The sequence below is a fragment of the Nonomuraea spiralis genome (genome assembly GCF_014648435.1).
Lineage (GTDB): Bacteria > Actinomycetota > Actinomycetes > Streptosporangiales > Streptosporangiaceae > Nonomuraea > Nonomuraea spiralis.
Genome location: NZ_BMRC01000007.1, coordinates 230582 through 256637, shown reverse-complemented (window position 1 = coordinate 256637; position 26056 = coordinate 230582). Strand labels below are relative to the sequence as shown.

29 protein-coding genes are annotated in these 26056 nt (G+C 73.6%); 11 read left to right on the top strand and 18 right to left on the bottom strand.

Annotation, left to right across the window (positions count from 1 at the left end; genetic code table 11):
- Entirely contained in the window at positions 1-660 is a 660-nt protein-coding gene (locus IEZ27_RS19400) for a DinB family protein (RefSeq protein WP_189648530.1), read from the bottom strand.
- A gap of 73 nt (positions 661-733) precedes the next feature.
- Between IEZ27_RS19400 and IEZ27_RS19395 the strand changes: the two genes are divergently transcribed.
- Complete coding sequence (locus tag IEZ27_RS19395; RefSeq protein ID WP_189648529.1) at positions 734-1708, top strand: helix-turn-helix transcriptional regulator; 975 nt, start codon at positions 734-736, stop codon at positions 1706-1708.
- A gap of 264 nt (positions 1709-1972) precedes the next feature.
- Here the strand turns inward: IEZ27_RS19395 and nhaA are convergent, their stop codons facing one another.
- From nhaA to IEZ27_RS19375, 4 genes are all read right to left on the bottom strand, one after another.
- Entirely contained in the window at positions 1973-3175 is a 1203-nt protein-coding gene (gene nhaA / locus IEZ27_RS19390; protein ID WP_189648528.1) for a Na+/H+ antiporter NhaA, read from the bottom strand.
- Between the two features lie 157 nt (positions 3176-3332).
- Complete coding sequence (locus IEZ27_RS19385) at positions 3333-3479, bottom strand: hypothetical protein (RefSeq protein ID WP_189648527.1); 147 nt, start codon at positions 3477-3479, stop codon at positions 3333-3335.
- A 298-nt stretch (positions 3480-3777) separates the two neighbouring features.
- Positions 3778-4296, bottom strand: coding sequence for a PepSY domain-containing protein (locus IEZ27_RS19380; RefSeq protein WP_189648526.1), 519 nt, complete (start codon positions 4294-4296; stop codon positions 3778-3780).
- A gap of 299 nt (positions 4297-4595) precedes the next feature.
- Entirely contained in the window at positions 4596-5036 is a 441-nt protein-coding gene (locus tag IEZ27_RS19375; RefSeq protein WP_189648525.1) for a MarR family winged helix-turn-helix transcriptional regulator, read from the bottom strand.
- Between the two features lie 23 nt (positions 5037-5059).
- On the opposite strand from IEZ27_RS19375, the gene IEZ27_RS19370 reads away from it, so the two are divergent.
- Positions 5060-5485, top strand: a complete 426-nt coding sequence (locus tag IEZ27_RS19370; protein WP_189648524.1) for a hypothetical protein — start codon at positions 5060-5062, stop codon at positions 5483-5485.
- A 71-nt stretch (positions 5486-5556) separates the two neighbouring features.
- Here IEZ27_RS19370 and IEZ27_RS19365 read toward each other — a convergent pair whose 3' ends face one another.
- On the bottom strand, positions 5557-6045 hold the full coding sequence (locus tag IEZ27_RS19365) for an RNA polymerase sigma factor (protein WP_189648523.1): 489 nt from the start codon (positions 6043-6045) through the stop codon (positions 5557-5559).
- Positions 6042-6506: a hypothetical protein gene (locus IEZ27_RS19360; RefSeq protein WP_229824126.1), complete on the bottom strand. Its 465-nt coding sequence runs from the start codon at positions 6504-6506 to the stop codon at positions 6042-6044. The genes IEZ27_RS19365 and IEZ27_RS19360 overlap by 4 nt, the downstream gene beginning before the upstream one ends.
- Positions 6507-6578: 72 nt before the next feature.
- On the opposite strand from IEZ27_RS19360, the gene IEZ27_RS19355 reads away from it, so the two are divergent.
- Positions 6579-7028: a DUF3995 domain-containing protein gene (locus tag IEZ27_RS19355; RefSeq protein WP_189648521.1), complete on the top strand. Its 450-nt coding sequence runs from the start codon at positions 6579-6581 to the stop codon at positions 7026-7028.
- 39 nt (positions 7029-7067) lie between these two features.
- Here the strand turns inward: IEZ27_RS19355 and IEZ27_RS19350 are convergent, their stop codons facing one another.
- The 4 genes from IEZ27_RS19350 to IEZ27_RS19335 form a co-directional block, all read right to left on the bottom strand.
- Positions 7068-7928: a GNAT family N-acetyltransferase gene (locus IEZ27_RS19350; RefSeq protein WP_189648520.1), complete on the bottom strand. Its 861-nt coding sequence runs from the start codon at positions 7926-7928 to the stop codon at positions 7068-7070.
- A 73-nt stretch (positions 7929-8001) separates the two neighbouring features.
- The gene (locus tag IEZ27_RS19345; protein ID WP_189648519.1) at positions 8002-8958 is read right to left on the bottom strand and encodes a methyltransferase; all 957 of its coding nucleotides are present in this window, start codon (positions 8956-8958) and stop codon (positions 8002-8004) included.
- Between the two features lie 209 nt (positions 8959-9167).
- Positions 9168-10151 (bottom strand): hypothetical protein, encoded by a 984-nt coding sequence (locus tag IEZ27_RS19340; RefSeq protein ID WP_189648518.1) that lies wholly within the window; start codon positions 10149-10151, stop codon positions 9168-9170.
- Positions 10152-10279: 128 nt separating this feature from the next.
- Positions 10280-10912 (bottom strand): DUF1345 domain-containing protein, encoded by a 633-nt coding sequence (locus IEZ27_RS19335; protein WP_189648517.1) that lies wholly within the window; start codon positions 10910-10912, stop codon positions 10280-10282.
- A 166-nt stretch (positions 10913-11078) separates the two neighbouring features.
- Here IEZ27_RS19335 and IEZ27_RS19330 point away from each other — a divergent pair, with 166 nt between their 5' ends.
- Positions 11079-11672, top strand: a complete 594-nt coding sequence (locus IEZ27_RS19330; protein WP_189648516.1) for a peptide deformylase — start codon at positions 11079-11081, stop codon at positions 11670-11672.
- A 3-nt stretch (positions 11673-11675) separates the two neighbouring features.
- Here IEZ27_RS19330 and lexA read toward each other — a convergent pair whose 3' ends face one another.
- Positions 11676-12284: a transcriptional repressor LexA gene (lexA, locus tag IEZ27_RS19325; RefSeq protein ID WP_379478678.1), complete on the bottom strand. Its 609-nt coding sequence runs from the start codon at positions 12282-12284 to the stop codon at positions 11676-11678.
- 561 nt (positions 12285-12845) lie between these two features.
- Between lexA and IEZ27_RS19320 the strand changes: the two genes are divergently transcribed.
- Complete coding sequence (locus tag IEZ27_RS19320; RefSeq protein ID WP_189648514.1) at positions 12846-14195, top strand: S8 family peptidase; 1350 nt, start codon at positions 12846-12848, stop codon at positions 14193-14195.
- 94 nt (positions 14196-14289) lie between these two features.
- On the opposite strand, the gene IEZ27_RS19315 is transcribed toward IEZ27_RS19320, so the two are convergent.
- The 4 genes from IEZ27_RS19315 to IEZ27_RS19300 all read right to left on the bottom strand — a co-directional run bounded on the left by IEZ27_RS19315 (position 14290) and on the right by IEZ27_RS19300 (position 18023).
- Entirely contained in the window at positions 14290-15012 is a 723-nt protein-coding gene (locus tag IEZ27_RS19315) for a peptidase inhibitor family I36 protein (RefSeq protein ID WP_189648513.1), read from the bottom strand.
- A gap of 86 nt (positions 15013-15098) precedes the next feature.
- A complete protein-coding gene (locus IEZ27_RS19310) occupies positions 15099-16145 on the bottom strand; it encodes a helix-turn-helix transcriptional regulator (RefSeq protein WP_189648512.1) in 1047 nt (348 codons plus the stop codon).
- Positions 16146-16196: 51 nt separating this feature from the next.
- A complete protein-coding gene (locus IEZ27_RS19305) occupies positions 16197-17069 on the bottom strand; it encodes an aldo/keto reductase (protein ID WP_189648511.1) in 873 nt (290 codons plus the stop codon).
- 6 nt (positions 17070-17075) lie between these two features.
- Positions 17076-18023: an NAD-dependent epimerase/dehydratase family protein gene (locus tag IEZ27_RS19300; protein WP_189648510.1), complete on the bottom strand. Its 948-nt coding sequence runs from the start codon at positions 18021-18023 to the stop codon at positions 17076-17078.
- Between the two features lie 72 nt (positions 18024-18095).
- On the opposite strand from IEZ27_RS19300, the gene IEZ27_RS19295 reads away from it, so the two are divergent.
- The 3 genes from IEZ27_RS19295 to IEZ27_RS19285 all read left to right on the top strand — a co-directional run bounded on the left by IEZ27_RS19295 (position 18096) and on the right by IEZ27_RS19285 (position 20240).
- Positions 18096-19007: a LysR family transcriptional regulator gene (locus IEZ27_RS19295; protein WP_189648509.1), complete on the top strand. Its 912-nt coding sequence runs from the start codon at positions 18096-18098 to the stop codon at positions 19005-19007.
- An 89-nt stretch (positions 19008-19096) separates the two neighbouring features.
- Positions 19097-19558 (top strand): VOC family protein, encoded by a 462-nt coding sequence (locus IEZ27_RS19290; protein WP_189648508.1) that lies wholly within the window; start codon positions 19097-19099, stop codon positions 19556-19558.
- 40 nt (positions 19559-19598) lie between these two features.
- Positions 19599-20240, top strand: coding sequence for a 4a-hydroxytetrahydrobiopterin dehydratase (locus tag IEZ27_RS19285; protein WP_189648507.1), 642 nt, complete (start codon positions 19599-19601; stop codon positions 20238-20240).
- Between the two features lie 13 nt (positions 20241-20253).
- On the opposite strand, the gene IEZ27_RS19280 is transcribed toward IEZ27_RS19285, so the two are convergent.
- Both IEZ27_RS19280 and IEZ27_RS19275 read right to left on the bottom strand, forming a co-directional pair.
- On the bottom strand, positions 20254-21288 hold the full coding sequence (locus IEZ27_RS19280) for a cobalamin B12-binding domain-containing protein (RefSeq protein WP_189648506.1): 1035 nt from the start codon (positions 21286-21288) through the stop codon (positions 20254-20256).
- Complete coding sequence (locus tag IEZ27_RS19275; RefSeq protein WP_189648505.1) at positions 21285-22853, bottom strand: PP2C family protein-serine/threonine phosphatase; 1569 nt, start codon at positions 22851-22853, stop codon at positions 21285-21287. Before IEZ27_RS19275 ends, IEZ27_RS19280 begins: the two co-directional genes overlap by 4 nt.
- A gap of 140 nt (positions 22854-22993) precedes the next feature.
- Here IEZ27_RS19275 and IEZ27_RS19270 point away from each other — a divergent pair, with 140 nt between their 5' ends.
- The 3 genes from IEZ27_RS19270 to IEZ27_RS19260 all read left to right on the top strand — a co-directional run bounded on the left by IEZ27_RS19270 (position 22994) and on the right by IEZ27_RS19260 (position 25982).
- A complete protein-coding gene (locus IEZ27_RS19270) occupies positions 22994-23770 on the top strand; it encodes an LLM class flavin-dependent oxidoreductase (protein WP_189648504.1) in 777 nt (258 codons plus the stop codon).
- 195 nt (positions 23771-23965) lie between these two features.
- Positions 23966-25327 carry a TrkH family potassium uptake protein gene (locus IEZ27_RS19265; protein WP_189648503.1) on the top strand — a complete coding sequence of 454 codons (1362 nt, stop codon included), beginning with the start codon at positions 23966-23968 and terminating at the stop codon, positions 25325-25327.
- On the top strand, positions 25320-25982 hold the full coding sequence (locus IEZ27_RS19260; RefSeq protein ID WP_189648502.1) for a potassium channel family protein: 663 nt from the start codon (positions 25320-25322) through the stop codon (positions 25980-25982). Before IEZ27_RS19265 ends, IEZ27_RS19260 begins: the two co-directional genes overlap by 8 nt.
- The last annotated feature ends 74 nt before the right edge of the window (positions 25983-26056 follow it).

Genomic DNA, 26056 nt, shown 5'->3' with positions numbered 1-26056 from the left:
TCAGTCTTCCTTCTTCAGTACGTTCAGATCGCGTTCCGCGTAGAGCCGGTGCTCCCATTCCTCGTGCAGAACGATGTGCAGGCACTCCTTGAGCGGGAATCCGGCGAGCCGCGGCCAGCCCGGTTCGGTGCGGGTCACCTCGGAGGCGAGCTCCCCGGCGGTGAGCGAGGCGACGACCCGGCCGACCATCGCCCGGCGGTCGCGGCGGACCGCGAGCACCTCCTCCAGCGAGGGCCGCGCCGCGCGGTCCCACGGGACGCCGTCCCAGCCGGGCGCCTCGTCCCACGGCAGGTCGAGCGGGTGCCACGGCGAGGGTTCGCCGAGGACGGCCCGGCCGACCCAGGCGGCGGAGGCGAAGTTGAGGTGCCGCAGGGTCTGGATGAAGGACCACTCGCCGTCGACGCCACGGTGGAGCGCCGCCTCGGGGAACGTCGCGGCGCGCGCGAGGGTGCCCTCCCACAACCGTCCGAGGACGGCCCACGCCTCGCGGAACCCCTCGGGGTCCTCGGGGCGCATCTTGGCGCGCTCGGGCATGCGGCGGTTCAGCTCGGCGCCGCGCACCCGCGGGCCGGACAGGTCGGCCGCGCGCACCCGGGCGTCGCGCAGGCGCACACGTTCGAAGGTGGCGCCCGTGAGGTCCAGATCTCGGAACTCGGTCATGGCAGGCCAGGCTAGAGCCCATTCCGGACGTTCTACTTCCGGATTGTGCCGTGGCCGCTCTAATGTGGCCCGGGTGCCCGCCGAACTCAGCCCCACCGCCCGCGCCCTGCGCGCCATGGAGGTCCTGCGGCAGCGTCCGGGGGTGACGGCCGGGGAGCTGGCCGCGTCCCTCGGCGTGACGGAACGCGCCGCCCGCCGCTATGTCGGGATCCTGCGGGAGGCCGGCATCCCCGTCGAGTCGGCCAGGGGCCCGTACGGCGGTTACCGGCTCGGCCGCGGCACGCGGCTGCCGCCGGTCGCCTTCACCGAGCCCGAGGCGCTCGGCCTGGTCATGGCCGTGCTCGACGGCCAACCGGCCGCCGCCGACAGCGACGACCTGGTGGGTACGGCCCTGGCCAAGGTCATCCGGGCCCTGCCGGAGGGCGTCGGACGCCAGGCCGCCGCGCTGCGTGAACACGCCTCGGCCGCCCCCGACCGGTACGCGGCCCGTCCCGACATCGCCATCACCAGCGCGCTGGTCGCCGCGTCGGCGGCCCGGCGGCGCGTGCTGATCGCCTACCGGAGCGAGTCGGGCCGGGAGTGGGAGGCGGAGGTGGACCCCTGGGCGGTCGTCGTCCGGCACGGGCGCTGGTACCTGTTGTGCCACTCCCGCCGCGCGGACGCGATCCGCACCTACCGGGTCGACCGCGTCCGCGCCGTCCGGCAGAGCACGCACACGTTCTGCCCGCCCGACGGCCTCGACCCGGTCGCGGCGCTGGAGGAGAACCTGGGCACCGGCTGGGAGTACGCCACCCGCGTGGTCTTCGACGCGCCCCTGGCCGAGGTGGCGCCCTGGGTCCGCCCGCCCATGGGACGGCTCGAACCGTACGGAGAGGGCTGCGTGCTGGTCGGCAGCACGAGCAACCCGGCGATGTACGCCCAGGAGTGGCTGCCGGTCGTGCCGTTCGCCTTCCGCGTCGAGGGCGGGCCCGAGCTGCGCGCCGCGGTCGCCCACCTCGCCACCCGCCTCACCGCCGCCCTGACGGACCAGCCGCGGGACCCGGGGTGAACGTGATCGTCAGGTCTGGAGGAGGGTGGCCGCGAGGATCCCGGATGGTTCGTCCTCGGCGTCAGCACGGTCGCCCTGATCATGGTGATCCTCACCGTGGTCCTCACCCTGAGCTGAGCCTGCACCTCGTCCGGACCGCGCTCGCGCTCGCGGCGTTCGCCTGCCTGGTCGCCGTCCAGACCTTCTACCGCGACTGACCACCACTTCATCGATCGAGACGGACACCGTCCCGGACCGGACGCAAGCGCCGCCGGAGGCAGGTGGTCAGGCGGTGGCCAGCCGCCGGCCGCGTACGCCGAGGATCACGGCCGCCAGTACGGACGCCGCGGCCGAGGCCAGCAGGATCGCGCCCTTGGCCTGGGTCAGGTGCGTCTGGCCGGTGTAGGAGAGCTCGGCGATCAGCAGCGAGACCGTGAACCCGATCCCGCCCAGGACGCCGACACCGGCGATGTCGGTCCAGGCCAGCCGTGGGTTGAGATGGGCGCTGGTGAGACGCGCGGTGAGCCAGGCGGCGCCGACGATGCCCACGGGCTTCCCCGCGAGCAGTCCGGCCAGCACCCCCCAGGTCACCGTCCCGGACCAGAAGCCGCCCGCCCCCGACAGCGGGATCCCGGCCGACAGCAGCGCGAACACCGGCAACACGATCCCGGCGCAGAACGGCCGCAGCGCGTGCTCGGCGCGCTGGGAGGGCGGCTCGGGCTCGCCGTCCCGCGGCCGGGTGCGCATGAGCAGGCCCATCGCCACGCCCGCGATCGTCGCGTGCACCCCGCAGGCGTGCGCCAGGGCCCAGATGGTCACGGCGAGCGGCCCGTACAGCAGCCAGGCGGGCAGCACGCGGCGCACGGCGGTGACCGCGCGCCCCCGCCCGTGTTGCAGGTACGCCCACACGGCCAGCCCGGCGGCGGCCCCGGCCAGGGCGGCGAGGTTCAGTCCGGAGGTGTAGCCGACGGCGATCACGACGACCGCGCACACGTCGTCCACGGTCGCCAACGTCAGCAGGAACGTCCGCAGCGGCGCGGGCAGGCGACGGCCCACGACGGCCAGGACCGCGAGCGCGAAGGCGATGTCGGTGGCCATCGGCACGCCCCAGCCGGCGGCCGCCTCGCCGGACGCGGCGGCGTTCACCGCCAGGAACACCAGCGCGGGCACCACGACACCGCCGATCGCGGCCACGACGGGCAACGCGGCGCGGCGCGGGTCGCGCAGTTCCCCGTGCACGAGCTCCTGCTTGAGCTCGTTGCCGACGATGAAGAAGAACACCGCCAGCAGCCCGTCGGCGGCCCACGCCTGCGCGCTCAGACGCAGGCCCAGCCCCTCCGGGCCGAACGACCACGTACGCAGGGCCTCGTAGGAGGCGGCGAAGGGCGAGTTGGCCCAGATCAGGGCGGTCAGGGCGGCGCCGATGAGCAGCACGCCACCGACCGCGTCCAAGCGCAGGGCGGCAACGGTCCGCGACAGGACAGACATACGAAAAGAAACTCCAGAACAGTACGAAGAGGTCGGGCCACCGGCTTGCCCAGGCCATCACGCACCTGCACCGCACGACTTCGCTCGGCTGTGCGGGGCTGCGGGGGCTGGGGGTGGCCGTGGAGGGCTGTGGGATGGCTGCGCTTGGCGAGGCGCGTCAGCGGTCCCGCGGCGGGCATACGGCCGCGATCGTGCCCCACCTGCTGACGTAACCGTTCGTACCGACCGGGCGGAACTCCAGCGGGCGCAGCGGGCGGGCGTGCCGCTCGCGCACGAGACGAAGGCAGCAGCGGATCTCGCGCACCCTCGCCCTCCCCGGTCGTCCCATCACGTCCCCCACCACCCTACAAGCCCCCGAACTCCCCCAAATCCGACTAACACCCCAGTTCCACCCATCCGCTCCGGCGGGCTCCGGGCTCCGGCGGCCGGAACCGGCGCTGCTCCTGGGGACGCCCACGCCCCGGAGACCGCCAAGCTCCAGCCTGCCGAGCCGGTGCGGCGTCGACGCCGCACCGGCGTCTCACCAAAGGGGCGTCTCATCAAGAAAGCGGCCCACCCCAGGGCTTCTGTGCCCCGGGGTGAGCCGCTTCCGGCGTGCTTTCTCAGTCGTCCTCGTGCTCGCTGCCGCCGTGGTCGTCGTCGTGGTCGTCGTCGTCGCTGACCTGGCCGCCCTTCTGGTCGTCCTTACGGTCGCCCGCCTGGTTCTCCGCCTTGTCGTCCGAGCGGTCCTCGGCCTTGTCGTCCGAGCTGTTCTCGGCCTTGCCGTCTGCGTGGTCCTCGGCCTTGTCGTCGTCCTGGTCGTCTGCCTCGTCGGTGAGGACCGTGCCCTTGGTGGCGTCGACGGTGATCTCGCGCTCGCCGCCGTCGGCGGTCGTGACGTCGATCTCCCAGACCTGGCCGGCGTCCTCGTCCTCCAGCTCCACGGACGTGACCTTGCCGCCCGGCACCTTCTCCAGCGCCGTCTTCTCCGCCTGCTCCCGGGGGATCGCCGGGGCCGGGGCGGAGGCCGGGGTGGCGGGGGTGGTGGGGGCGGCGGGGGTGGTGGTGGCGAGGGCCGTGCCGGCGCCCGCGGCGAGTACGGCGGCCGCGGCCAGTCCAGCGATGATCATAGGCTTGCGCATTCGGGAACCCTCCGGTGCGTTCGGGTGTCGTCCTGACGCCTCCCAGGCTGGCCCATGACTCGATAGCGATGAGCTGCGAGAACCCTAACGTGCGGTTAAGGTCCGAGCCGATGGGTGATCGTCGGCGGCGGCGCCGGCGCGGGTGATCCAGCGACGGGTGAGTCAGGCGCGGCGGGCCAGGCCATGGATTGTGATGACGGGTCGGCGAGGTCGAAGAACGCATCGACGGCCCGTTCGGCGTTCGTGGCAGCGGGCGGGCCATGTGCCGGCGCCGCCCCACTGCTCGGCATAGTGCCCGGTCACTTCTCCACGAGGCCGGTCGCGGCGGCGATCCGGCCCAGGATCTGGCGCAGGGCCGCCACCTCGGTGGGGTCGATGGCGCTCAGCAGTTCCTCGTCGTTCTGCCGGGCCAGCGAGAGAGTCTGGTGTCGCAGGTCCAGGCCGGTCGATGTCAGTTCGATGAGCTGACGCCGGCGGTCCGCGGTGTCTCGTACTCGTCGTACGGCATCGAGGGTCTCCAGTTCGTCGAGCATGTCGACGACGACACTGGGGGTCACCCCGACGGCCTTGGCCAGCTCCAATTGTGCCCGGGGTCCGCCGGCCAGGAGTTCGAGGACGGCACAGTGTCGCGGGCGCAGGCCGAGCGGGGCCAGGCGATCCGCGAACTGCCCGTTCGCCTGCTGGCCCAGCTTGCCCAGCAAGAACCCCACCGTGTTGGTCAACGACCCTTCCACCGTCACGCCGCCAATGCTAGCCTAACCACATGATTCGGCAGCCGAATGATATGGCCCCCTCACTAAATGCGCGTCGGTTCGGCGCGCTTGTCGCCGTCCTCAACGTGATCACCTCCGGCTACTTCGCGGTCACCAGCCTGGTGGACCCGGGCGCCCTGGTGCCTGGAGGCGATCAGGCCGCACCCAAGACCTATGCCGCCTACATGGTGGTCCGCAGCGTGGTGCTGCTCGGCGGAATGGCCTGGTTACTGGCCCTGCGCGCCTGGCGTGCCCTTGCCCTGCTGCTCGCCTTCAACGGCGCGGTCCAGATCGGCGACACGGCGATCGGCGCGGCTCACCATCAGGTCCCTCAGACGATCGGCCCCCTGGTGTTCGCCATCGCCCTGCTGACAGCCGCCTGGCTGCTCGCCGGCCGCAATCCGGCCCCGGGACGGATCCGGCCGACCTCACAGTAAGACCGGCCGCCGGGTGCGGCTCAAGCGGATCGCCCTGGAAACCTGAGGCCCGTGCCGCCGGTTCCGGGGGCTCACGAACGCCACGCCCTGCGGAAGCTGTCCCGTGCGCGGTGCAGGCGTGACTTGACGGTGCCCGACGGCACCCGCAGCAGCCGCGCCACCGCCTCCTCCGGCAGCCCCTCCAGATCGCGCAGGACCAGCACCGCGCGGTGCTCGGGCGACAGGCGTCCGAGCACGTCCCGGATGTCGACGGCGTGCTCGACGTCGTACGGCGACGGCAGGTCGGCGAGCTCCGCCGGACGGGCACGGCCGGCCCGCCTGGCCACCCTGACCGCCTCCCGTACGGCGATCGCCCGCGCCCACCCGTGCAACGCCTCGGGATCGCGCAACTCCCGCAGGTGCCGGAAGATCGCGATCAGCGACTCCTGGACGGCGTCGGCCCCGGCGTCCAGCGCGATGGGCCCGCAGATCTTCCCCAGGTACGGCGTCAGCTCCCCGAGCAGCTCGTTCATCGCCATCGTGTCCCCACGCTGCGCCGCCCGTACCAGCGCGGCCGTCATGACGTGCGCTCGGCGAACCTGGCCGCCAGCCTGGCCAGCGCCTTCTCCCCGGCCGTACGCACACCCCAGGGCACCAGCGCCGCCCGTCCCGGGACACGCACTCCCCCGGTCTGCGCGACCAGCGTGCCCCCCGGGACGGCGGTCGCGGCCAGCCCCACGAGCAGGAACCGGCTCTGCATCCAGCACCAGCCCGGCCGCAGGTCGACGTCGAACCTGGCACGCATGCCGTACCGGCTGCGGGCCCTGGCCACCAGGCGCCCGTCCGTACCGGCCGGTTCGAGGGTCAGGCGACGCATGTCGGGTTCGAAGGTCCCGAACTCTCTCTCCAGATCGCCCGCCACGGCCCAGACGGCGGCGAAGGGGGCGGGGATGACACGTTCGGCGACGTACGCCCCGGGGATGGCGGCGGCGAGCACGCGCAGCCTCCGTACGGGGTCCAATTCGGCAACAGGCCAGCTCATGTCCATCCAGAGGCGGTCGGGACGCGAAAGGTTCCATGGAACCATCTCGGGATCCGCCGCCTCTTGCAGGGCATGAACACCTCACGTCTCGGCGCCCTGACCGGCGCGATCCTGCTCACCGACGCCGCCGCGCACCTGTACTGGCTCACCGGCCGCACCTGGCCCGCCTCCGGAACCCGCACGCTGTCGCTGGCCGTGCTGAACTTCGAGGTGCCGTTCACCTTCCGCGTCCTCGCGCCGCTCGTCCTGCTGCTGAGCGTGGCGGCGGGGGCGGTGATCGCGTGTTCCCGGGGCCGGGGCGGCCGGCTCGCACTGCTGGTCACGGGAGCCGTGGCGGCGGGCACGTCCGTACGCGCGGCAGCCGGTCTGGTGTGGATCCTCGGCGTGGGGGCCGACACCGGCACCCCGTTCTACTGGCTCAACCTGCTCCTCTACACGCCGCTCTGCGCGTTCATGACCGTCTCGACCTGGATCGTCCTGGCACGGGGGTTCGCCCGCGCCAAAACGGTCCAGCCCGCATGACGGCGTCCGTCGGACGCACTCGCAGCGGGCCCGGCGGGCTCACTCGTAGCGGGCCCGGCGGGCGATCAGCTCGAACCCGAGGCCGCGGAAGAGGGCGGCCGAGGCCGGGTTGTTGACGTTGACGTCCAGGAAGACCTGCGTCGCGCCGGCGGCGCGCATACGGCCGAGCGCGGCCACGGCCAGCGCCCGCGCCAGGCCGCGCCGCCGCCAGGCGGGTACGGCGCCCACCTGGACCAGGAACTCCTCCACGCACGTCACGAAGCCGACGGCCGTCTCCCCGTCCCGCGCCACCAGCGAGCAACCGGGCTGGAACTCGTCGTCGACCAGCCAGTCGATCCACTCCTCCCGCGACCACCCGGGAAAGCCTGGACGGTCGGCGAAGGACGCAGAGTACGCCTGGTAGAAGTCCTCTTCGGTGTCCGGCGACCACTCCTCGACCGTCACCTCCGGCGGCAGCGGGGCGGCCGGGAGCGGCGCGGTCAGGTCGCGGCGGAAGACGTCCTCGGCGAACGTCTGGCGGTAGCCGCGCGCGAGGAAGAGCTCGTGCGCCTGCGGGGTCACCGACTCGACCTCCACCCGGACGCTCCCCGCCGTCCCCGTCGCGTCCGCTGTGTCCGTCAGCCGGTCGAGCAGGCCGGAGCCCAGCCCCCGCCCTCGGTGGTCGGGGTCGACCAGGCCGGTCGCCGCCGACACCGCGCCCACGGGCCGCACCGCTCCGCAGGCCACCAGCCGGCCCTCCGAGAACGCGCCCACCGCCGGACCGGCGGTGTACCTGCGTCCGAGGAAGGACTCCGACGTGGTCGCCGGGAGCCCGCCGTCGTGCGCCGCGCACCGGCGGGCCAGGGCGGCGATCGCCGGCAGATCCGCGGCGGACAGCGCGGCCCATTCGATGGTCACCATGACCTCCTTCGCGTACAGGTGACCGAGTATGGCACCGCGTTTCAGGGGGCCGTCGAATGGTTTTCCCGGGGTGTCAGACGTTCCGCGGGGTGCAGTCGAGGATGACGTTGCCGAGCGGGGTGTCGTGGACGCCGGCCACGTCGAGCCCGGCGCCGGTGGCGATGGCGGCGTAGTCGCCGACGGTGCGCTCGCGGCCGCCGCTGAGCACGAGCATGCGCAGGTTCATCTCGGCGAACATGGCCGGGTCGTCGCCGGAGCCGCCACGCGACTCGATCATGACGACCCGTCCGCGCGGCCCGGCGGCGTCGGCGCAGCGCCGCAGGATGCGCTCGGCGTCCTTGTCGCCCCAGTCGTGGATCACCCGCCTGAGCACGTAGACGTCGCCGCCCGCGGGCAGCGGCTCGAAGAAGCTCTGCCCGGCGAACTCGCACCGCCCGTCCAGCCCGCGTCCGGCCAGGAAGCTGCGGCCCCGCTCCAGCGTGTCAGGCAGGTCGACGAGCGTGGCCCGCAGCCCGGGACGGGCACTCAGCACCTCGGCGATCAGGGCGCCCGTGCCGCCGCCGACGTCGACCACGTGGCCCACGCCGGACCAGTCGTAGCCCTCGACGACGTCGCTGAGGTCCTCGGCGCCGCCGGCCATCAGGCCGTCGAACGACTCGCCCAGCTTGCGGTGCTCGGCCAGATGGCTCCAGATGGGGACGCCGAAGACCGCCTCCCACGCCGGGCCCCCGGTGCGTACGGTGTGCAGCAGGCCGGTGAACGCGACGTCCATCTGCCCGCCGAAGCCGTCGAGGTCGAGCCGTTCGCGCATCATGGACGGGTGGCCGGAGGCCAGCAGCTCGGCGGGGCCGTTGACTGCGAACACGCCGGGCCCGGGTTCGGTGTAGACGCCGTGGCAGACCAGGTGGCGCAGCACGCGGCCCAGCGCGTCGGCGTCGGAGCCGGTACGGCGGGCCAGCTCCTCGACGGGCAGCGCGTCACCTGCCAGCAGATCGGTCAGACGCAGGGTGGCCGCCACACGCACGGCCATCGGGGTGACCATGTCGGTCACGGGGGCGAGCACCGCCCATGCCGCCTCCCACTCCGTCGGACGAGCGCTTTCTTCGCCGGTGCCTGTCACGGCCGCAGCCCCCTCTTCCCATGGGATCAAGGCTTGCCCGCCCGCAAGCTACCACGCGGAGGGCCGCCGCAGGAGCCCTCCGGGCAAGCCCTTCCCGGGATCGCGGCCGGCCCGCCTTCTCAGCCCAGGAGCCCGTCGAGCAGGCCCCTGATCCCGAGCGCGTCCAGGACCGAGCGCCGCTCCTGCGGAGCGACGGCCGACATGGGCTGGTACGAGGACATCGGCATGTCGGCGGACAGAGGCACACCGGCCGACCCGGTGCCGTTGAAAGACGCGGTGCCGTACGGGGACGTGGTGTCGTACAGAGACATGGTCCCGTCGGCCGCGCAGACCACCGACGGCCTGCCGATCAGCATGTCCAGGGTCCTCCTGACGCCGATCGCGTCGAGCAGCGACATCCGCGACGCGCTGACGTCGCCCGCCGTCCCGGCGGTGTCGGCCCCGGCGGTGTCGGCCGCAGCGCCGTCGGCGGTGCACATCGCGGGCCGGTTCACCAGCGCTTCGAGGACCGCCGCGGCGCCCGCGGCGTCCAGCAGGGACGCCGGCTCCGCCCTGGCCGGCTCCGCCCCGGCCTCCAAGGTGTCCTCGGCCTGGCCGCATCCCAGGGCAGTGATGACGAGCGGTTCGAGAACCTGCTCGGCGTCCGTGCCGGCCGCCGTGTCAGCCGCCGTGCCGACGTCTGTGCCGGCCGTCGTTCCGGTGTCCGTGCCGGCCGCCGTACCTGCCGCCGTGCCGGGGTCGTCATCGTCGAGCAGGAAATCGTCGAGCAGGAAGTCGTCGAGCAGGAAGTCGTCGAGCAGGCCGGGGAACTCGGCGGTCGCGGCGAACGACGTCTCCGCCGTGAGGAACGCCTGGCCGGTGGCCCCCGTCGCACCGAATTCGTCCGTCGGTCCGGTCTCCTCCGCCGGGCGGACGAGTCCCTGAAGGAGCGCCCGTACGATCGGGGTGTCGAGCAGCGTGATCGACTGCCCTCCGGCGACCTGGACCCTGGCGGCGACGCACGGCGCGGCGCTCCGGTCACCCTCCTCGGCCGTCGCCGGGCCGGCCGCCGCCAGCAGGCCCATGGTGGCCAGACCGGCGACGGCGATCGTTCTTCTGCACATGGGTGCCTCCCTGTGGCATTACGTGATCATCCGCAGCGATCATTACCCATAGCAGTGGATCAACTACTCTATGATTGTTTCCAGCCCTCTTTACCCAAGACAACCGGCCTGCTCCGACGTGCGGCGATTCAGCCCGTGATCATCCCGGCCACGAGGTTGATGGCGGTGGCGAGGATGCCGGTGCCGAAGACGTACGACAGGAGGGTGTGCCGCAGGACCACCGCGCGGATCGCCGAGCTCGAAACGGACGTGTCCGACACCTGGTACGTCATGCCGAGGTTGTAACTGAAGTAGAAGAAGTCCCGGTACGCGGGCGGCTGCTCGGAGTTGAAGTCGATGCCGCCGGCTCCTGTGTAGTAGGCGTAGGCGTAGCGGGTCGCGTACATGAGGTGGAGGGCGGCCCAGGCCATGAACACGCCGCAGAGCGCGGTGGCGGCGGCGACGTGGCCGGTGTCGGGCCCGCCGCGCAGGAGCAGCAGCACGATGGCGACCAGCCCGCACGACGCGACCCCGACGACCACCAGTTCCTCGGCGACGGGCCGGAAGTCCTCGCGCCGGACGTTGCGGTGGGTGGCGTCGGCGTCCATCGGCCACATCACCGCCCAGCCCGCCACGACGAACACCAGCTCGGTCACGGCGATGGCGGTCAGCGCGCCCAGCGGGGCGTCGGCCGGCAGCCCGACGGCCACGCCGGCCGCGATCCCGACGGCCACCGCGCCCGCGAGGCGGGGTACGGCGTCGAGCGGCAACCAGATGCTCATGCACTCGGATGGTAGCCGCGTTTCTGCAGTTCAAACCGGATGAAACGGGCCGGGCGCGGGCTCGCGGCACCCGCATGCTCTACCGTCTGCTGGGTGACCGTCGAGCGAAAGGACCCCCTTAGCCCATGAACATCCCTTACATCCCCGGCCCGGCGGGCGGCCGGTCGTGAGCGCCGAGGAGCTGACCGAGCGGGTGCACGCCCTGCTGGCGGCCCCCAGGCCGTGGTCCGTCACCCAGATCGGCGACCCCGTGCTGCGCCGGACGGCCGAGCCGTACGACGGCCAGCTCTCCGACGGACTCCTGCGCGAGCTGCTCGACGCGATGTTCAGGCACCTTCCGGGCGTCGGCGTGGGCCTCGCCGCGCCGCAGGTCGGCATCCCGCTGGCGCTCGCGGTCATCGAGGATCCCGCCGAACTGCCGCCCGGCCTCGCCGCCGAGCGCGAACGTGTGCCGCAACCGCCGCTGGAACTCGTCAACCCGGTCGTCACGCCGATCGGCACCGGCTACCGCGCCTTCCACGAGGGCTGCCTCAGCGTGGAGGGGCTGACCGCGGTCGTCTCCCGCCACGCCCGGGTACGGTTGTCGGCCCTCGACGGCGGCGGGCGCGCGTACGAGACGGAGTTGTCCGGCTGGCCGGCGCGGATCGCCCAGCACGAGACCGACCACCTGAACGGCACCCTCTACCTCGACCGCGCCGATCCCCGCTCGCTGTCGACCACCGCCAACCACGAACGCTTCTGGACCCCCGCGGCCGGCTGAGCGCTACACGCTGCGCAGGACCGAGACCACGATGCCCAGCACCACGGCCTCGTCGCCGTCGATGACGTCGTAGCGGGGGTTGCGCGGTTCGAGCAGGACGTGCCCGCCGCGCCGGCGGAACACCTTGACCGTGGCCTCGCCGTCGATCATCGCGGCGACGATCTGGCCCGAATGGGCCTCGGGCTGCTGGCGCACCACGACGATGTCGCCGTCGCAGATCGCCGCGTCGACCATCGAGTCGCCGCGCACCCGCAGGCCGAAGACGGTGCCGCGGCCGGTGAGGTCGCGGGGCAGGGTCAGGGTGTCGTCGAGGTGCTCGTCGGCCAGGATCGGCGCGCCCGCGGCGATGTCGCCGACCACGGGGACGCTCACCATGTCTCCCCCGGACCCGGACGACGGGGGCCGCAGGAACAGGCGTACGTCGATCGGGCGGGTCGCCGCCCGGCCGCGGCTGAGGAAGCCCTTCTCCTCCAGGCTTCTCAGGTGCCGGGAGACCGACGAGGGCGAGCGCAGCCCGACCGCCTGGCCGATCTCGCGCGCGCTCGGCGCGTAGCCGTGTCCGACCACCCAGTCGCGGATCGCGGCCAGGATCCGCTGCTGGCGCTGAGGCAGGGCCGAGACGTTCAGGTGCTCGAACACGTCATGGTCGTCGTAGGTGGTCACAGGGAAATGCTAGAGGTCACCCGCCCGGCGCGGTGGCGACCGCCGGCGGAACGGGCGATCCCGGCCGCGAGGGCACAGGCCGCCGCCTGCGGGGGAAGCGGAGGAAGGGGCACCCGCTCGGGCTGATCGCCTGGGGGATGGCGGGCGCGGCCCTGGCGCTGATCCCGTTCGCGCGTCCGTGGGATCTGCGGTGGGGGGCGTTCACGGTGTCCGTCACGCCCGCCGCCGGCGCCCGGACGCTGCCCGTACTGGCCGCCTTCCTGTGGATGGTGGTGGTCGCGAGCGGGGATGGGCGGGTTCCAGGTCGCGGGCGGCGCGGTCATGTTGTCCGGGGCGCTGCTCGCCCAGACCGCGACCCGGCGGCGTCCGTCCCGGCAGGGCGGCGACAAAGAGGTGACCTCTCTGGCAAGGCAGTGCTATCGCTACCATAAGTAGTTGATTAACTACAACGGGTATTTACAAGGAGAAGGCAACGACTCTCCCATCCCGTCCAGAGAAAGGAGTGGAGCCTTGCGTGTCCTGATCCAGCTCCGCCCCGCCCGCGAAACCGTCGAAGCCGTCCTCGACCCCGGCGTCACCGCCACGGTCGCCGACGTGGCAGGTGACCTGCCGGGAATCGTCCTGGACCAGGCGTTCGCCCCCTTGGCCCTGGCGCGTGCGATGCCCAGCTCGCCCTCGGGCGGCCTGCTGTCGGCGCTGAGCCGGCCGCGCGGCTTCTCCCTGTCGGCCGAGCACGCCAGCGTGCTGGTGCGCGGCGAGCTCGCCGACGACGACCTGACGTCCAGGCTGGCGCTGCTGTCGTCGTCCGTACGCGAGATCGTCGGCGTGTTCGCCGACCCGGTCATCCGCCCGCACCTCACCTGCGCCGACACCGGCCCCGTCGGCGACTGGCACGACGTCGAACGGCTGCTGCGCGTCAACGACCTGCGCGCGGCCGGCTACGACGGCCACGGCGTCACCCTGGCCGTCGTGGACGGTGGCGTCAACGCCGACCACGTGAGCGGCAAGCTCGGCCGCCAGGTCACCCTGGACGCCGCGCGCAGTTGGGCCCCGCCGGGCGTCACCCCGACCCCCGGCGCCTACCCGGTCGAGCACGGCAGCCTGTGCGCGTTCAACACCCAGCTCGCCGCGCCGCGCTCGACGCTGCTCGACATCGCCGTCCTGCGGAGCAGGAAGGGCTCGGTCGAGGGCATGCTGTCCGACGCCGTGGCCGCCTACACCCATCTGCGCGGGCTGCTGGAGGCGATGCCCGCCGAGTCCCGTTCGATGGTCGTCAGCAACAGCTGGGGGCTGTACAACCCGGAGCAGGACTTCCCGCCCGGCCATCCCGGCAACTACTCCGACAATCCGGCGCACCCGTTCAACGTCATGATCTCCAACCTGGAGCACGCCGGGGCCGACATCGTGTTCGCGGCGGGCAACTGCGGCCGCGACTGTCCGGCGGCGGACTGCGGGTTCACCGACATCGTCGGCGGCAACGGCCATCCCAAGGTGGTCACGGTGGCCGGGGTCGACACCCACGGCGAGCGTGTCGGCTACTCCTCGCAAGGGCCGGCCCGGCTCGGCGACCACAAGCCCGACCTGACCGCGTACACCCACTACATCGGCTCGGAGATCGGCGGGCCCGGCACGCCCGACACCGGCACCTCCACCTCCTGCCCGGTCGTCGCCGGCGTCATCGCCGCCCTGCGCACCCGCCACACCTCGGCCAAGCTGTCGCCCGCGCAGCTCCGCACGCTGCTCGACCGCACCGCCGAGGACCGCAGCACGGTCGGCTTCGACCATGACTACGGCTACGGCATCGTCAACCCGCCCGCCGTCCTGGCCGCGCTCCGCTCGCACCGCGTCCAGGCCGCCTGAAGGCGCGGCGGCGCCGCGTGCCCGCGCGCGACACGGGTACGCGGTGCCGCCGCCCGCCGGGGAGAGGGCCCTCAGCGGGCCGGCGGGTCAGGGGTCAGCCGTGGTTCCAGACCGAGGAGATGCGGTCGTTCCAGCCGCTGGGGACGAGGGTCGGGATGTCGGAGTAGGGGGAGACGATGATGGAGCTGCCGGCGAAGTTGATGTGCTCGTAGTAGCGGACCGTGCAGTTCGTGGCGCCCATGGAGCTGATGACGTCGTTCCAGTCGTGCAGGTGCAGCGGGCCGTGGTAGACGTCGGTCAGGTCGTTGTGGGCCAGGCGCGCGCCGCACCAGAACCAGTCGCCGCCGTACTCCACGTGCTCGAACATCTGCACCTGGCCCTGCGTGGCCGGGCGCGGGTCGCGCAGTTGCGCCGAGGCCCACAGGGCGCCGTTGATCGCGGTGTCGTCGGTGAGCGCGGTCAGGCGCTCGGGGTGGTACAGGTACGTCAGCGGACGGCCGTCGTACCGCGTCAGGTCCGCCGGGTCGTGCTCGACGCCGTCCACGACCACCGCCATGGCGGGCGCGGGGTGGGTGACGGGCTGCACGGGCGCGATCTTAGCCCGGACGGCCCGGGCCGGCGTACGGGCGGGGTCCATCGGCGTGGGCGGCGCCGAGCGGGGTGCCCGGACCGCCTTGCCGACGAGCGCCTCCAGCGTGGTGATGCCCTGGTCGCGCAGGAGCGCCAGTACGTCGGCCTCCTCCAGGCCCCCGACTTGGTCGGAGAACTCCAGGAAACGCTCGACCTGGCGGCGGGCGGGGGTTGAGATCTGGGTCATGGGTGCCTCCCCTGGTAGTGCTGTGTGCTCCTTCATGGTCGGGCGGGGCGGCGGCGCGGACAGCCCCCCAGTGTTGGGGATGGCGTTCAGGTGGTGAAGGCGGCCATGAGCTCGTCCCGGCCGCTCGCGCCGGTCTTGCGGAAGACCGCTTTGAGGTGGTCGTGCACGGTGTGCCCGGACAGGTCGAGCAGCCGCGCGATCTGTTTCGGGGCGGCTCCCCGGCACAGCAGGTCCAGTACGCCGCGTTCGCGGGGGGTGAGGGCGTACCAGTCGCAGAACGAGGGCAACATCAGCGCGCCGGAGGCCGACTGGATCACCACGGCCACGTCGCCCGTGCCGTCCTGGTCCAGGGCCTGGCCCTCGACGGCGAGCCAGCGGCCGTAGCGGGCCGCCGGGGCGCAGATGATCGGCCGGTCGGCGGCGGCGCCGCGTACGTGCTCGACGGCGTCGGCCGCCAGCGCCGTGACGAACGTGTCGGCCAGCCAGGCGTGCACGCCGTGCCGGTCGGGGCAGCGCAGCCGGTCGAGCCACGCCTGGGCCTGCGGGGTCACCGCGCGGATCCCCTGGTCGGGGCCGACGACGATCACCCCGGCGGGCAGGGCGGGCATGGTGGGGGCCAGCGGGGCGGCGGTGACGTACCCGCGCAGCACGGTCATCAGGGCGGGGGCGAGAAGTGCCGCCCTGCGCAGGTCGTCCTCGGTGAAGGGCGGCTCGTCGCAGGCGCGTACCAGCCCGAGCAGGCCCCAGACGCCGCCGCGCGGGTCGCGCAGCAGCAGCCGCAGCTCGCCGGAGGCCCCGCAGGCCACGAACGCCCGCCGCGCCCTCCCCCCGGCGGCGCCGGCCACCGCGACCGGCACCCGCAGCCGGGCCAGGGACGCGGGCCGGCAGGGGTCGCCGTGGGCACGGCGGTGGGCGAGCAGCGACAGGGCCAGCTCGCGTTCGTACCGGTGCCAGAAGCTGAACGAGCCCTGGCCGAGCCCGGTCGCCGGGCTGGTGCCGACCAGGCGCAGGGCGTCGTGCCGCAGCAGCGGGGCGATGGCGGCGGACACGGCGGCCCCGACGTGCTCGGCGGCGACGCCCCGGCCCAGGAGCGCGCGCAACTCGCGGACCGCACGGTCCAGGCATGAACTCACGGGCCCACGTCAGCACGTCCGGCCCTCCCATGGCAAGCGGAGAGTGGCCGGTCAACTACCGAAGGTGTCCAGCCGGCGTAGTTCCTCCTGGGTCAGGGTCAGGGACGTCGCCTGGGCCGAGGCGCGGACCGACTCGGGGCGGGTGGCGCCCGGGATGGGGATGACGTGCTCGGACTGGGCCAGGTGCCAGGCCAGGCAGACCTGCTGCGGCGTCGTGCCGCGTTCCTCGGCCACCTCGTGGAACGGGGTGCGCGGCGGGGCGGAGCCGGGGCCGTCCAGGGCGCTGCGGGCGATGCCGCCCAGAGGGCTCCATGGGAGGAAGGCGATGCCGAGACGGTCGCAGAGCCGCAGTTCGGGCAGGCTGTCGCGGTGCTGGGGGCTGAAGCGGTTCTGGACCGAGACGAGGGAGTCGCCGAGGATGTCCCTGGCCTCGCGGATCTGGTCGCGGGTCACGTTGGAGACGCCGGCCGCGCGGACGAGCCCGGCGTCGATGAGGTCGCGCAGCGCGCCCACCGACTCGGCCCACGGGACCGCCGGGTCGGGCTTGTGCAGCTGGTAAAGGCCGATCTCCGGCACGCGCAGGCGGCGCAGCGAGCCCTCGCAGGCGGCCCTGATGTGGGCGGGACGCCCGTCGACCGTCCAGGTGCCGTCGCCGGGACGGCCGCGCCCGCCCTTGGTGGCGACCAGCACGCCGTCGCCGGGCCGGGCGGCCAGGGCCTCGGCCAGCAGTTCCTCGTTGTGGCCGAGCTCTCCGGCGTGCCAGTGGTAGGAGTCGGCCGTGTCGATCAGGGTGATGCCGGCGTCGAGGGCGGCGTGCACGGTGGCGATCGCGCGGGCGCGGTCGGGACGGTCCTCGATGGACAGCGGCATGGCGCCGAGGCCGACGGCGCTGACGTCGGCGGTGCCGAGGCGACGGGTGATCATGGTGGTTCAGCTCTCCTGGAGGAGGTCGGCGACGGCCCGCGGGAGCCAGCCGGCGACCTCGGTGAACGGGAAGCCGAGCGCGGCGGCCCGGCCGTTGTCGATGGCGTACGGGCGGTCGAAGGAGAACGGCGAGGCCGGCTCGCCGCCGGTCACGACGCGGTAGGCGGGAGCGGGCGCGTCCGTCGCGGCGGCGATCGCCGTGCACAGGCCGGTGACGGTGAGCGCGCCGTGGGAGGCGGCGTTGAGCGCGCCGGTGGCCACGGACCGGGTGGCCGTCCAGTGCAGGAACGCGGCGATCTCCTCGTGGTGCACGAACGACGTGGGGGCCGGGTCGCGGTGCACGACGACCGGCAGCCCGGCGCGTACGCGGTCCACGTAGTGCCGCAGGCGGCCGGTGAAGTCGGCCGCCCCGCCGCCCAGGACGTGGGCGCTGCGTACGGCGACGAACGGGAAGACCGGGTCCCGGGCGAACACCGCCTCGGCCTGCCGCTTGCCCTCCGCGTACGAGCCCGCCTCGCCCAGCAGGCGGGACACGGCCTCCGGCGACCGCCACGGCAGGTCCGGGTCCACCGGCCAGGACGCCGCCTCGACGGTCTCCTCCCGGACCGGCGTCGCGGCCGGGGGCAGCAGGGACGGCGAGGTGGCCGGGTCGTAGACCTCCATGGTGGAGGTCATCACGTAGCGGGCGGTGCGGCCGGCGAACACGCGGCGGGCGACGTCGGCGTGCAGCGGTGTGTAGCAGACCTGGTCCACGACCGCGTCGAAGGTCCGGCCGGCCAGGGCACGGGCGAGGGCCGCCGCGTCCGCCCGGTCGGCGACGACGTGGTCGGCCCCGGCGGGGGGCGCCGCCGAGCCGCGGTTGACCACGGTCACGTGGTGTCCGTCGTCCTGGAGCAGGCGGATCAGGTGGCGGCCGAAGTAGCGGCTGCCGCCGATGACGCAGATCTGGGGCATGCGGCCAAGACTGGCCCGAACGGGGTCCACAGTGGTAGTGGTGACTTGCTGGCCCCGTATTAAGGAGAACTGTTGATCGACGCCCACCGGCTCAGGGTGCTGCGGGAGGTGGCCGCGCACGGCAGCTTCAACCGGGCGGCGGCCGCGCTGCTGCTCACGCCGTCCGCCGTCTCCCAGCAGATCGCCGCGCTGGAACGGCAGCTCGGCACGCCCGTCGTCACCCGCAGCACGCGCGGCGTGGCCCTCACCGAGCCGGGCCGGCTGCTCGTGGAGACGGCCGAGACGATCGCGGCCGAGCTGCGGCACGCCCGGGAGCGCATCGACGAGCTGGCCTCCGGCCGGGGGCGGCTGACCGTCGCCACCTTCACCAGCGGGGGCCGCGTGCTGCTGCCCGGCGTGCTGTCGCGGTTCGTGGCCGCCCATCCCCAGGTGGAGACGAACGTGGTCGAGCGGGAGCCGGAGGACAGCCTGCCCCTGGTCCGGCGGGGCGAGGCCGACCTGGCCGTCGCCTACCACTTCGACGGGCCGCTGCCGGTGCTGCCGGGGGACCGTACGGGCCTGAGCTGGACGCCGCTGGCCGAGGACCCGATGTCGGTGGCGCTGCCCGCCGCCCATCCGCTGGCGGGCCGGGCGTCGGTGGACCTGACCGAGCTGGCCGAGCAGCCGTGGGTGATCGGCTGCTCGAAGACGGAGGCGTTCCTGCGCGGCTACGCCGCCGCGGCCGGGTTCGGGTTGCGGGTCAGCGGCTCCACCAGCGACTACCACCTCGCCCAGGCGCTCACGGCGGCCGGGCTCGGGGTCAGCCTGGTGCCGTCCATCTGCCTGGCGCGCGAGACGCCCGGGCTGGCCTTCGTGCCGCTGAACCCGCCGCGTCCGGCCCGCTACATCGGGATCGCCACCCGCCGGCGGCGGCAGGACCACCCGCTGGTGCCGATCCTGGTGGAGTGGCTGCGCGAGGCCGCGGAAGCCCTGCCCGGCCGCTGATGGCGGACCCGACCTGTCCGCCGCCGGTGTCAGAGTGGCGGAAGGGGTACGCAGCCCCCGTACCCCTTTGTCACGAGACGGAGAACCAGATGAGCCGCGACGTCCAGGTCACCTTCGACGCCCACGACCCCAAGGCCCTGTCGTCGTTCTGGCGCGACGTGCTGGGCTACGTGCACCCCGGCCCGCCCGGGGTCGAGCTGCCAGAGGGCGCCGACCCGCTGGCCGCCTGGGACGACTTCCTCGCCGGGATCGGCGTCCCCGCCGGTGAACGCGACACACGCTCGGCCATCGAGGACCCCGACGGGCGCGGCCCCCGGCTGTTCTTCCAGCGGGTGCCGGAGGGCAAGACCGCCAAGAACCGTGTGCACCTCGACGTACGGGCGGCTCCCGGGCTGCGGGGGGAGGAGCGGATGGCGGCGCTGGAGGCCGAGTGCGAACGGCTCGTCAAGCTGGGGGCGACGCGGGTGGCCCGCCACGAGCCCGCTCCCCCGATGAGCGCCGGCCACATCGTGATGACCGACCCGGAGGGCAACGAGTTCTGCCTCGACTGAGGCGGCCGCCGGCCGGGACGGGCGCCTGCGAGAATGAGCCATGGCCAAGCTGACCGGACCGCAGATCGCGCAGGAGGGGCTGACCGGGTGGGCTCACCTGCTCCGCGGCCTCCAGACCCGCATCCACACCGAGACGTTCGCCGCCGGGCTCGCGCTCGTCGACGCCGTCGGGGCCGTGGCCGAGGAGATGAACCACCATCCCGACCTCGACCTGCGTTACACGCATGTGGACGTCCGGCTGACCAGCCACGACGCGGGCGGGGTCACCGGCCGCGACGTCCGGCTGGCGCGCGCGATCTCCACCCTGGCCGCCGACGCGGGCGTACGGCTCGACTCCTCGGCCGTCTCGCTGCTCGAACTCGGCCTCGACACGCCCGACCGGGCCTCGGTGCGGCCGTTCTGGGCGGCGATGACGGGGATGGAGCCCGACGCGGGCGGCGACCTGCGCGACCCGGCCGGGACGCTGCCGAACGTGTGGTTCCAGGCGTCCGGCGACGAGGAGCCCCGCCAGCGCTGGCATCTCGACGTGTGGGTGGAGCCCGCGCAGGTCCGCTCCCGGATCGAGGCGGCGGTGGCCGCGGGCGGCAGGCTGGTGAGCGACAGCGAGGCGCCGAGCTACTGGGTGCTGGCCGACCCCGAGGGCAACCACGCCTGCCTGTGCACGTGGGAGGAGCGCGGCTGATCCGCGACGGCGGTCAGCGCAGCCCGGCGCGGGCCAGGGCGACGATCTCGCGGGTGCGCGGCAGGCCGGCGAGCCGGGCGTCCAGCGCGTCGAGCATGACGGCCGGCAGGCGCGCGGGCGCGTCCCGCGTGGCGAGCATGCGCGCCGTCCAGCCGGTGAAGGAGGCGAACAGGGCGGGGTCGTCGACGTACACGGCGGCCCTGAGGAAGTCGACGGCGTACGCGACCTCCTCGGCGGTGTGCCCGGCCGGTTCCGTGCCCTCGGCGACCGGCACACGTTCGTCCAGGTCGGCCATGACGCCCCTGACCAGCTCCGGCGCCCGTTCGGTGAGCAGGGTGTACTCGTGGCCGGCCAGATGCGGCGGCCGGTCGGCGCTCAGCCCGGCCGCGGACCGGCGCGGCAGCGGCCCGGCGTCGAGCAGGTCGGCGGCGGCCCGCGCGTCGGGCGCCCAGGCGTCGGCCCCGAGCAGCCGGGCGTAGCGGCCGTCCGGGCCGAAGGCGGCGCCGCCGACGAGCACGGGCACGCCCGCCGCCTGGCAGGCGGTGATGGCCGCGTGCGCGGCGGGCAGCCGGGTCGCGATCGACCCCGACAGCGCGACCGTGCCGGGAGCGGTCCTGTGCACGTGCACGACCAGGTGCGCGGTGGGCACGTGCGCGCCCAGGTAGTCGACCTGCCAGCCGCGCAGCCGCAGCACCTCGGCCAGCAGCCGGGCGGGGAAGGTGTGCCACTCGCCGTCCACGCACGCCACGCTCACCCGTCCCTTGGACGGCCCGGCCCGGTGGCCGTGCGCGGCCGGTTCGTGCGCCAGGACGGCCAGCACCCGCTCGTGGACGGCGGTCGCCGTGTGCTCCTGCGCGACGGTGAGCCGGTTGGCCACCCAGTCCAGGCCCACGCGGGCCTGCGCGACGGCGACGACGTCGAGGAGCATGGTCTCCAGGGGCACCCCGGCGTCGAGGGCGGCCCGCGCGGCGTCGATCGCGGCGTACTCGTCTCCGGCCGTCGCCGCCGCCCGCAGCGCCTCCGCGTAGCGCTCGGCCTCGTCGTTCACGTCCCCGGCCCTTCGGACGGGCCGGGCGCCTCGCGCGGCGCGCCGACGGCGACGATGGCGATGTCGTCGCGCTCCCGCTCGCCGGCCCACTGCGAGGCGAGCATCTGCACGCGTTCGGCCAGGGCGTCGGCCGGCATGCCGGCGCACCGCCGCAGTTCCTCCCGCAGCCGGTCCTCGCCGAACATCTCGTCGCCGAGCGGCCCGCCCCTGGCCTCGATGACGCCGTCGCTGTAGAGCAGGCACGTCTCGCCGGGGTCCAGGAACACCGTCTCGGTCACGCTGGTGACCTGTTCGAGCAGGCCGATCAGGGTGCCGCGGGTACGGGCGTCCTCCACCCGGCCGTCGTTGCGCACGATCATCGGCGGCGGATGCCCGGCGCTGGTCAGCCGCAGCGCCAATTGCGTGCCCCGGCGCTCGACCCCGGCCAGCACGAGCGTGACGTAGCGCGGGCTGGGCCCGGCGAGCAGCACGTCGTTGAGCCGTTCCAGGACGCGCTGGTGGTCGTCGGCCAGCGGCAGCAGGGCCCGCAGCGTGTTGCGGATCTTGCCGGTGAGCACCGCGGCCTCCAGTCCCTTGCCGGAGACGTCGCCGAGCACCACGAGCGACGCCCCGCCCGTTCCCGCGACGGGGTGCACGTCGTAGAAGTCGCCGCCGACCTGCGCGCCGTGGCCCGCCGCGCGGTAGCGGGCCGCCACGTCGGCGACCTCCAGGTACGGCGTCATCGGCGGCAGCAGGTCGGCCATCAACGTCTCGGTGATGGCCGCCTGCTCGGCGTACAGGCGGGCGATGGCGATCGCCGTGCCGGCGCGGGCGGCGAACAGGCGGGCGAACACGTCCTCGGCCGGGGAGAAGCCGGCCGTGTCGCGCAGCAGGATCAGGGCGCCCGCGGGCAGTCCGTAGCCGGGCAGCGAGATCACCACGGCGGCCCGCGCCTCGCCCTGGTTCTCGCCCCGTACCCAGGCGGGGGTCAGCGCGGGGTCCACCCAGCGGGCGGGCACCGGCGGGTAGGCGCGCAGCGCCTCGGCGAGCCCCGGCATCTCCTGCGGGTCGATGTCCAGGTCCCTGCGCACCCCCTCGCCGCCGGCGTCGTGGCAGGCGATCGTGTACCGGCGTCGGCCCAGCGGAATGACGACCCGCGCGGCGTGGGCGAGATGCCGTACGGCCAGGCGGGCGGCCACCTCCAGGCAGCGGTCCAGGTTGAGCGAGGACAGCAGCTCGGTGGCGGCCTCCACCATGGACGCGGCCGAGTCCCGTTCGGCCCGCAGCACCTCCATGTCGCGTTCGCGGGCGGTGACGTCGACCAGCCACCAGGTGACGCGGTCACGGCCGGCGCGTACGGCGTGAGCCTCGAACACCCGCCCGCCGACCGGCCCGCGAACCGGCTCGGGCGTCCCGCCCCCGGCGGCGGGCAGGCGGGCGAGGAGGTCGTGGTGGGCTCGGGCGAGCCAGTCGGGGGTGAGGCGGGTCGCGCCGCCCAGCAGCGACCGGGCGGCCGCGTTCGCCTGCTCGACGGTCCCCGAGGCGTCGGCGACCAGCATCGGGTACGGCGTGTCCTCCCCCAGCATGCCGATCGCGCCCCGTTCGTGATCGCCTACGAGATTGTCACTCTACTGACGTGACCTTCGGGGCTTTGTCGACGCCGAATCGTCTTTGTCGCATTTTTAGCGTGGGCGGCCACGCGGGACGCGGGCGTAGCCTTTGCCCCATGGTGCGCTTCGCTGTCGGGCTGCCCAACGTCGGCGAGTTCGGTGACCCCGCCCTGCTGACCGACCTCGCCGTCGGCGCGGAGGAGCACGGCTGGGACGGCGTCTTCGTCTGGGACCACCTGCTCTACCACCAGCCCGGCTGGCCGGTGGTGAGCCCGACGGTGGTGGTGTCGGCGATCGCGGCCCGCACCCGGCGGATCCGGCTCGGGGTGCTGATGACGGCCCTGCCGCGGCGGCGCGTCCAGACGGTGGCCAAGGAGACCGCGACGCTCGACGTGCTGTCCGGGGGGCGGCTGGTCTTCGGCGCGGGGCTCGGCTCGCTCGACGCCGAGTACGCCGACTTCGGCGAGGACCCCGACCTCAAGGCCCGCGCCGCCCGGCTGGACCAGGGGCTGGAGGAGCTGACGCGGTTGTGGGAACGGCTGCCGCCGGGGCCCGTCCAGAAGCCGCGCATCCCGGTGTGGTGCCCGGGGCGCTGGCCGGTCCTGGCGGGCTTCCGGCGGGCGGCCCGGTGGGACGGCGCGATGCCGACCTTCCGGGACTTCGGGCGGGAGCGGCCGGTGCCGGTCGGGGAGTTCGCCCGGGTGGCCGACTTCCTGGCCGCTCAGCGGGGGTCGCTGGAGGGTTTCGACCTCGCCCTTGAGGGCCGCGCCGCCGACGGCCTGGTGGAGGGGTACGCGGCGGCGGGCATGACGTGGTGGGTGGAGGCCATGGGGTGGTGGCGCGGCGGTGTGGCCGACGCCCGCAGAACCATCGAAACCGGCCCACCCCGCTGACCTCGTCCCCTGAGCCGGGGTTCCGTTCGGGGGGAGTGGGGGCATCGTGTGACGGTGCGGTCGGTGGGTGGTCTACCGTCTGATCGTGCTCGCCTCACGTCATGTCCCCCGCCCGCCGGCCCGCGCCGTCGCGCCGCCGCGCGGCCTGCCGTCCCGGTCCGGCGTCCGGGGCCACGAGAACGGCCGGACTGTGCCATGAAGCACCAACTGCGGCTGACGGGCGTCTTCCTGTCCCGGTTCCACCACCCGGCGCAGGTCATCGCGACCGGGTTCGCCGCCCTCATCCTGGTCGGCACGGCCCTGCTGACCTCGCCCATGGCCACGAACTCCGGCGAGTCGGCCGGCTGGCTGACCGCGCTGTTCACGGCGACGTCCGCGGTCTGCGTGACGGGCCTGGTCGTGGTGGACACCGCCACGCACTGGTCGGTGTTCGGCGAGGTGGTGATCGCCGGGCTGGTGCAGGTGGGCGGCCTGGGCATCATGACGATGGCCACGCTGTTCACCGTCCTCGTCGCGGGCCGGCTGGGCCTGCGCGCCCGGATGTTCGCCCAGGCCGAGACCAAGACGCTGAGCATGTCCGACGTGCGGCGCGTGGTGCGCAACGTGGTCATCTTCAGCCTCGTCTCCGAGCTGGTCGTCGCCGCCGTGCTCACCGGGCGCTTCATGACCGGCTACGGCGAGCCGCCGGGCCGCGCGATGTACCTGGGCTGGTTCCACGCGGTGTCGGCGTTCAACAACGCCGGGTTCGCGTTGTGGCCGGACAACCTGATGAGCTTCGTCACCGACGCCTGGATCTGCCTGCCGATCGCCCTCGCGGTGATCGTGGGCGGGCTGGGCTTCCCCGTGGTGTTCGAGCTGGCCCGCGCCTGGCGCCGGCCCAGCCGCTGGTCGGTGCTCACCCGGGTGACCGTCGGGGTGACGCTCGTGCTGCTCGCGGTGGCTACGCTGATCTTCCTGGTGACCGAGTGGCGCAACCCCAGGACTCTGGGCGGGCTCGACGACTCCGGCAAGCTGCTGGCCGCGTTCTTCACCGGGGTCATGCCGCGTTCGGGCGGCTTCAACAGCCTGGACATCGGCCAGCTCTACCCGAGCAGCCTGCTGGCCACCGACCTGCTGATGTTCATCGGCGGCGGCAGCGCCGGCACCGCGGGCGGCATCAAGGTCACCACGTTCGGGTTGCTGGCGTTCATCATCTGGGCCGAGCTGCGGGGCGAGCCTCGGGTGAACATCGGCCACCGGCGCCTGGCCGAGTCCGCGCAGCGCCAGGTCATCTCGATCACGATGATCGGCGTCGTCCTGGTCGCCGTCTCCACCTACCTGCTGCTCGCCATCACCCCGCACAGCCTGGACCAGGTGCTGTTCGAGGTCGTCTCGGCGTTCGGCACGAACGGGCTGTCCACCGGGATCACCGCCCACACCACGCCGGCCGGGCACCTGCTGCTGGCGGCGCTGATGTTCATCGGGCGCATCGGCCCGCTCACGCTGGGTTCCGCGCTCGCCCTGAAGGAGCGCACCCGCCGCTACGAACTACCCGAGGAACGTGTCATCGTTGGCTGACAAGAAGACGGATCCCGTCGTGGTCATCGGCCTGGGCCGGTTCGGCACCTCGCTCGCCCTGGGGCTCACCCGGCGCGGCACCGAGGTCCTGGCCATCGACAACCGGCCCAAGGTGGCCCAGAGCCTGGCCGGGCAGATCACCCACATCGCCACCGCCGACTCCACCGACCTGGAGACGCTGCGCCAGCTCGGCGTGCCCGACTTCTACCGGGCGGTCGTCGCCATCGGCGGCGACCTGGAGGCCAGCATCCTGACCACGTCGCTGCTGATCGAGCTGGAGATCGACGACATCTGGGCCAAGGCCGTCAGCCGCCAGCACGGCCGCATCCTGCGCCGCATCGGCGCCCATCACGTCGTCTTCCCCGAGCACGACATGGGCGAGCGGGTGGCCCACCTGGTCAGTGGCCGGATGCTGGACTTCATGCAGGTGGACGAGAACTTCGCGATGGCCAAGACCCATCCGCCGAAGGACTACATCGGCGTCCCGCTCGGCCGTTCCAACCTGCGGCGCAAGTACGGCGTCACGGTGGTGGCCGTGAAGAGCCGGGAGGAGGAGTTCACCTACGCCAGCGCCGACACCGAGCTGGCCTACGGCGACGTGATCATCGTCTCCGGCCGTACGGAGGACGTCGAACGGTTCGCCGAGCTGCCCTAGCCGCCGGGCGCGGTCGTCGTGGCGGCCCAACCCGGGCGGGCGATGTTGGCCGGTCCGACAGGCCCGTCCTGGTC

Bases quoted from the DNA above. Each gene is read 5' to 3' on its own strand.
- IEZ27_RS19400 (WP_189648530.1), bottom strand. From the start codon at position 660: ATGACCGAGTTCCGAGATCTGGACCTCACGGGCGCCACCTTCGAACGT.
- nhaA (WP_189648528.1), bottom strand. From the start codon at position 3,175: ATGTCTGTCCTGTCGCGGACCGTTGCCGCCCTGCGCTTGGACGCGGTC.
- IEZ27_RS19380 (WP_189648526.1), bottom strand. From the start codon at position 4,296: ATGCGCAAGCCTATGATCATCGCTGGACTGGCCGCGGCCGCCGTACTC.
- IEZ27_RS19370 (WP_189648524.1), top strand. From the start codon at position 5,060: ATGATTCGGCAGCCGAATGATATGGCCCCCTCACTAAATGCGCGTCGG.
- IEZ27_RS19365 (WP_189648523.1), bottom strand. From the start codon at position 6,045: ATGACGGCCGCGCTGGTACGGGCGGCGCAGCGTGGGGACACGATGGCG.
- IEZ27_RS19360 (WP_229824126.1), bottom strand. From the start codon at position 6,506: ATGAGCTGGCCTGTTGCCGAATTGGACCCCGTACGGAGGCTGCGCGTG.
- IEZ27_RS19355 (WP_189648521.1), top strand. From the start codon at position 6,579: ATGAACACCTCACGTCTCGGCGCCCTGACCGGCGCGATCCTGCTCACC.
- IEZ27_RS19350 (WP_189648520.1), bottom strand. From the start codon at position 7,928: ATGGTGACCATCGAATGGGCCGCGCTGTCCGCCGCGGATCTGCCGGCG.
- IEZ27_RS19345 (WP_189648519.1), bottom strand. From the start codon at position 8,958: ATGGCCGTGCGTGTGGCGGCCACCCTGCGTCTGACCGATCTGCTGGCA.
- IEZ27_RS19340 (WP_189648518.1), bottom strand. From the start codon at position 10,151: ATGTGCAGAAGAACGATCGCCGTCGCCGGTCTGGCCACCATGGGCCTG.
- IEZ27_RS19335 (WP_189648517.1), bottom strand. From the start codon at position 10,912: ATGAGCATCTGGTTGCCGCTCGACGCCGTACCCCGCCTCGCGGGCGCG.
- IEZ27_RS19315 (WP_189648513.1), bottom strand. From the start codon at position 15,012: ATGACCCAGATCTCAACCCCCGCCCGCCGCCAGGTCGAGCGTTTCCTG.
- IEZ27_RS19305 (WP_189648511.1), bottom strand. From the start codon at position 17,069: ATGATCACCCGTCGCCTCGGCACCGCCGACGTCAGCGCCGTCGGCCTC.
- IEZ27_RS19300 (WP_189648510.1), bottom strand. From the start codon at position 18,023: ATGCCCCAGATCTGCGTCATCGGCGGCAGCCGCTACTTCGGCCGCCAC.
- IEZ27_RS19290 (WP_189648508.1), top strand. From the start codon at position 19,097: ATGAGCCGCGACGTCCAGGTCACCTTCGACGCCCACGACCCCAAGGCC.
- IEZ27_RS19285 (WP_189648507.1), top strand. From the start codon at position 19,599: ATGGCCAAGCTGACCGGACCGCAGATCGCGCAGGAGGGGCTGACCGGG.
- IEZ27_RS19275 (WP_189648505.1), bottom strand. From the start codon at position 22,853: ATGCTGGGGGAGGACACGCCGTACCCGATGCTGGTCGCCGACGCCTCG.
- IEZ27_RS19270 (WP_189648504.1), top strand. From the start codon at position 22,994: ATGGTGCGCTTCGCTGTCGGGCTGCCCAACGTCGGCGAGTTCGGTGAC.
- IEZ27_RS19265 (WP_189648503.1), top strand. From the start codon at position 23,966: ATGAAGCACCAACTGCGGCTGACGGGCGTCTTCCTGTCCCGGTTCCAC.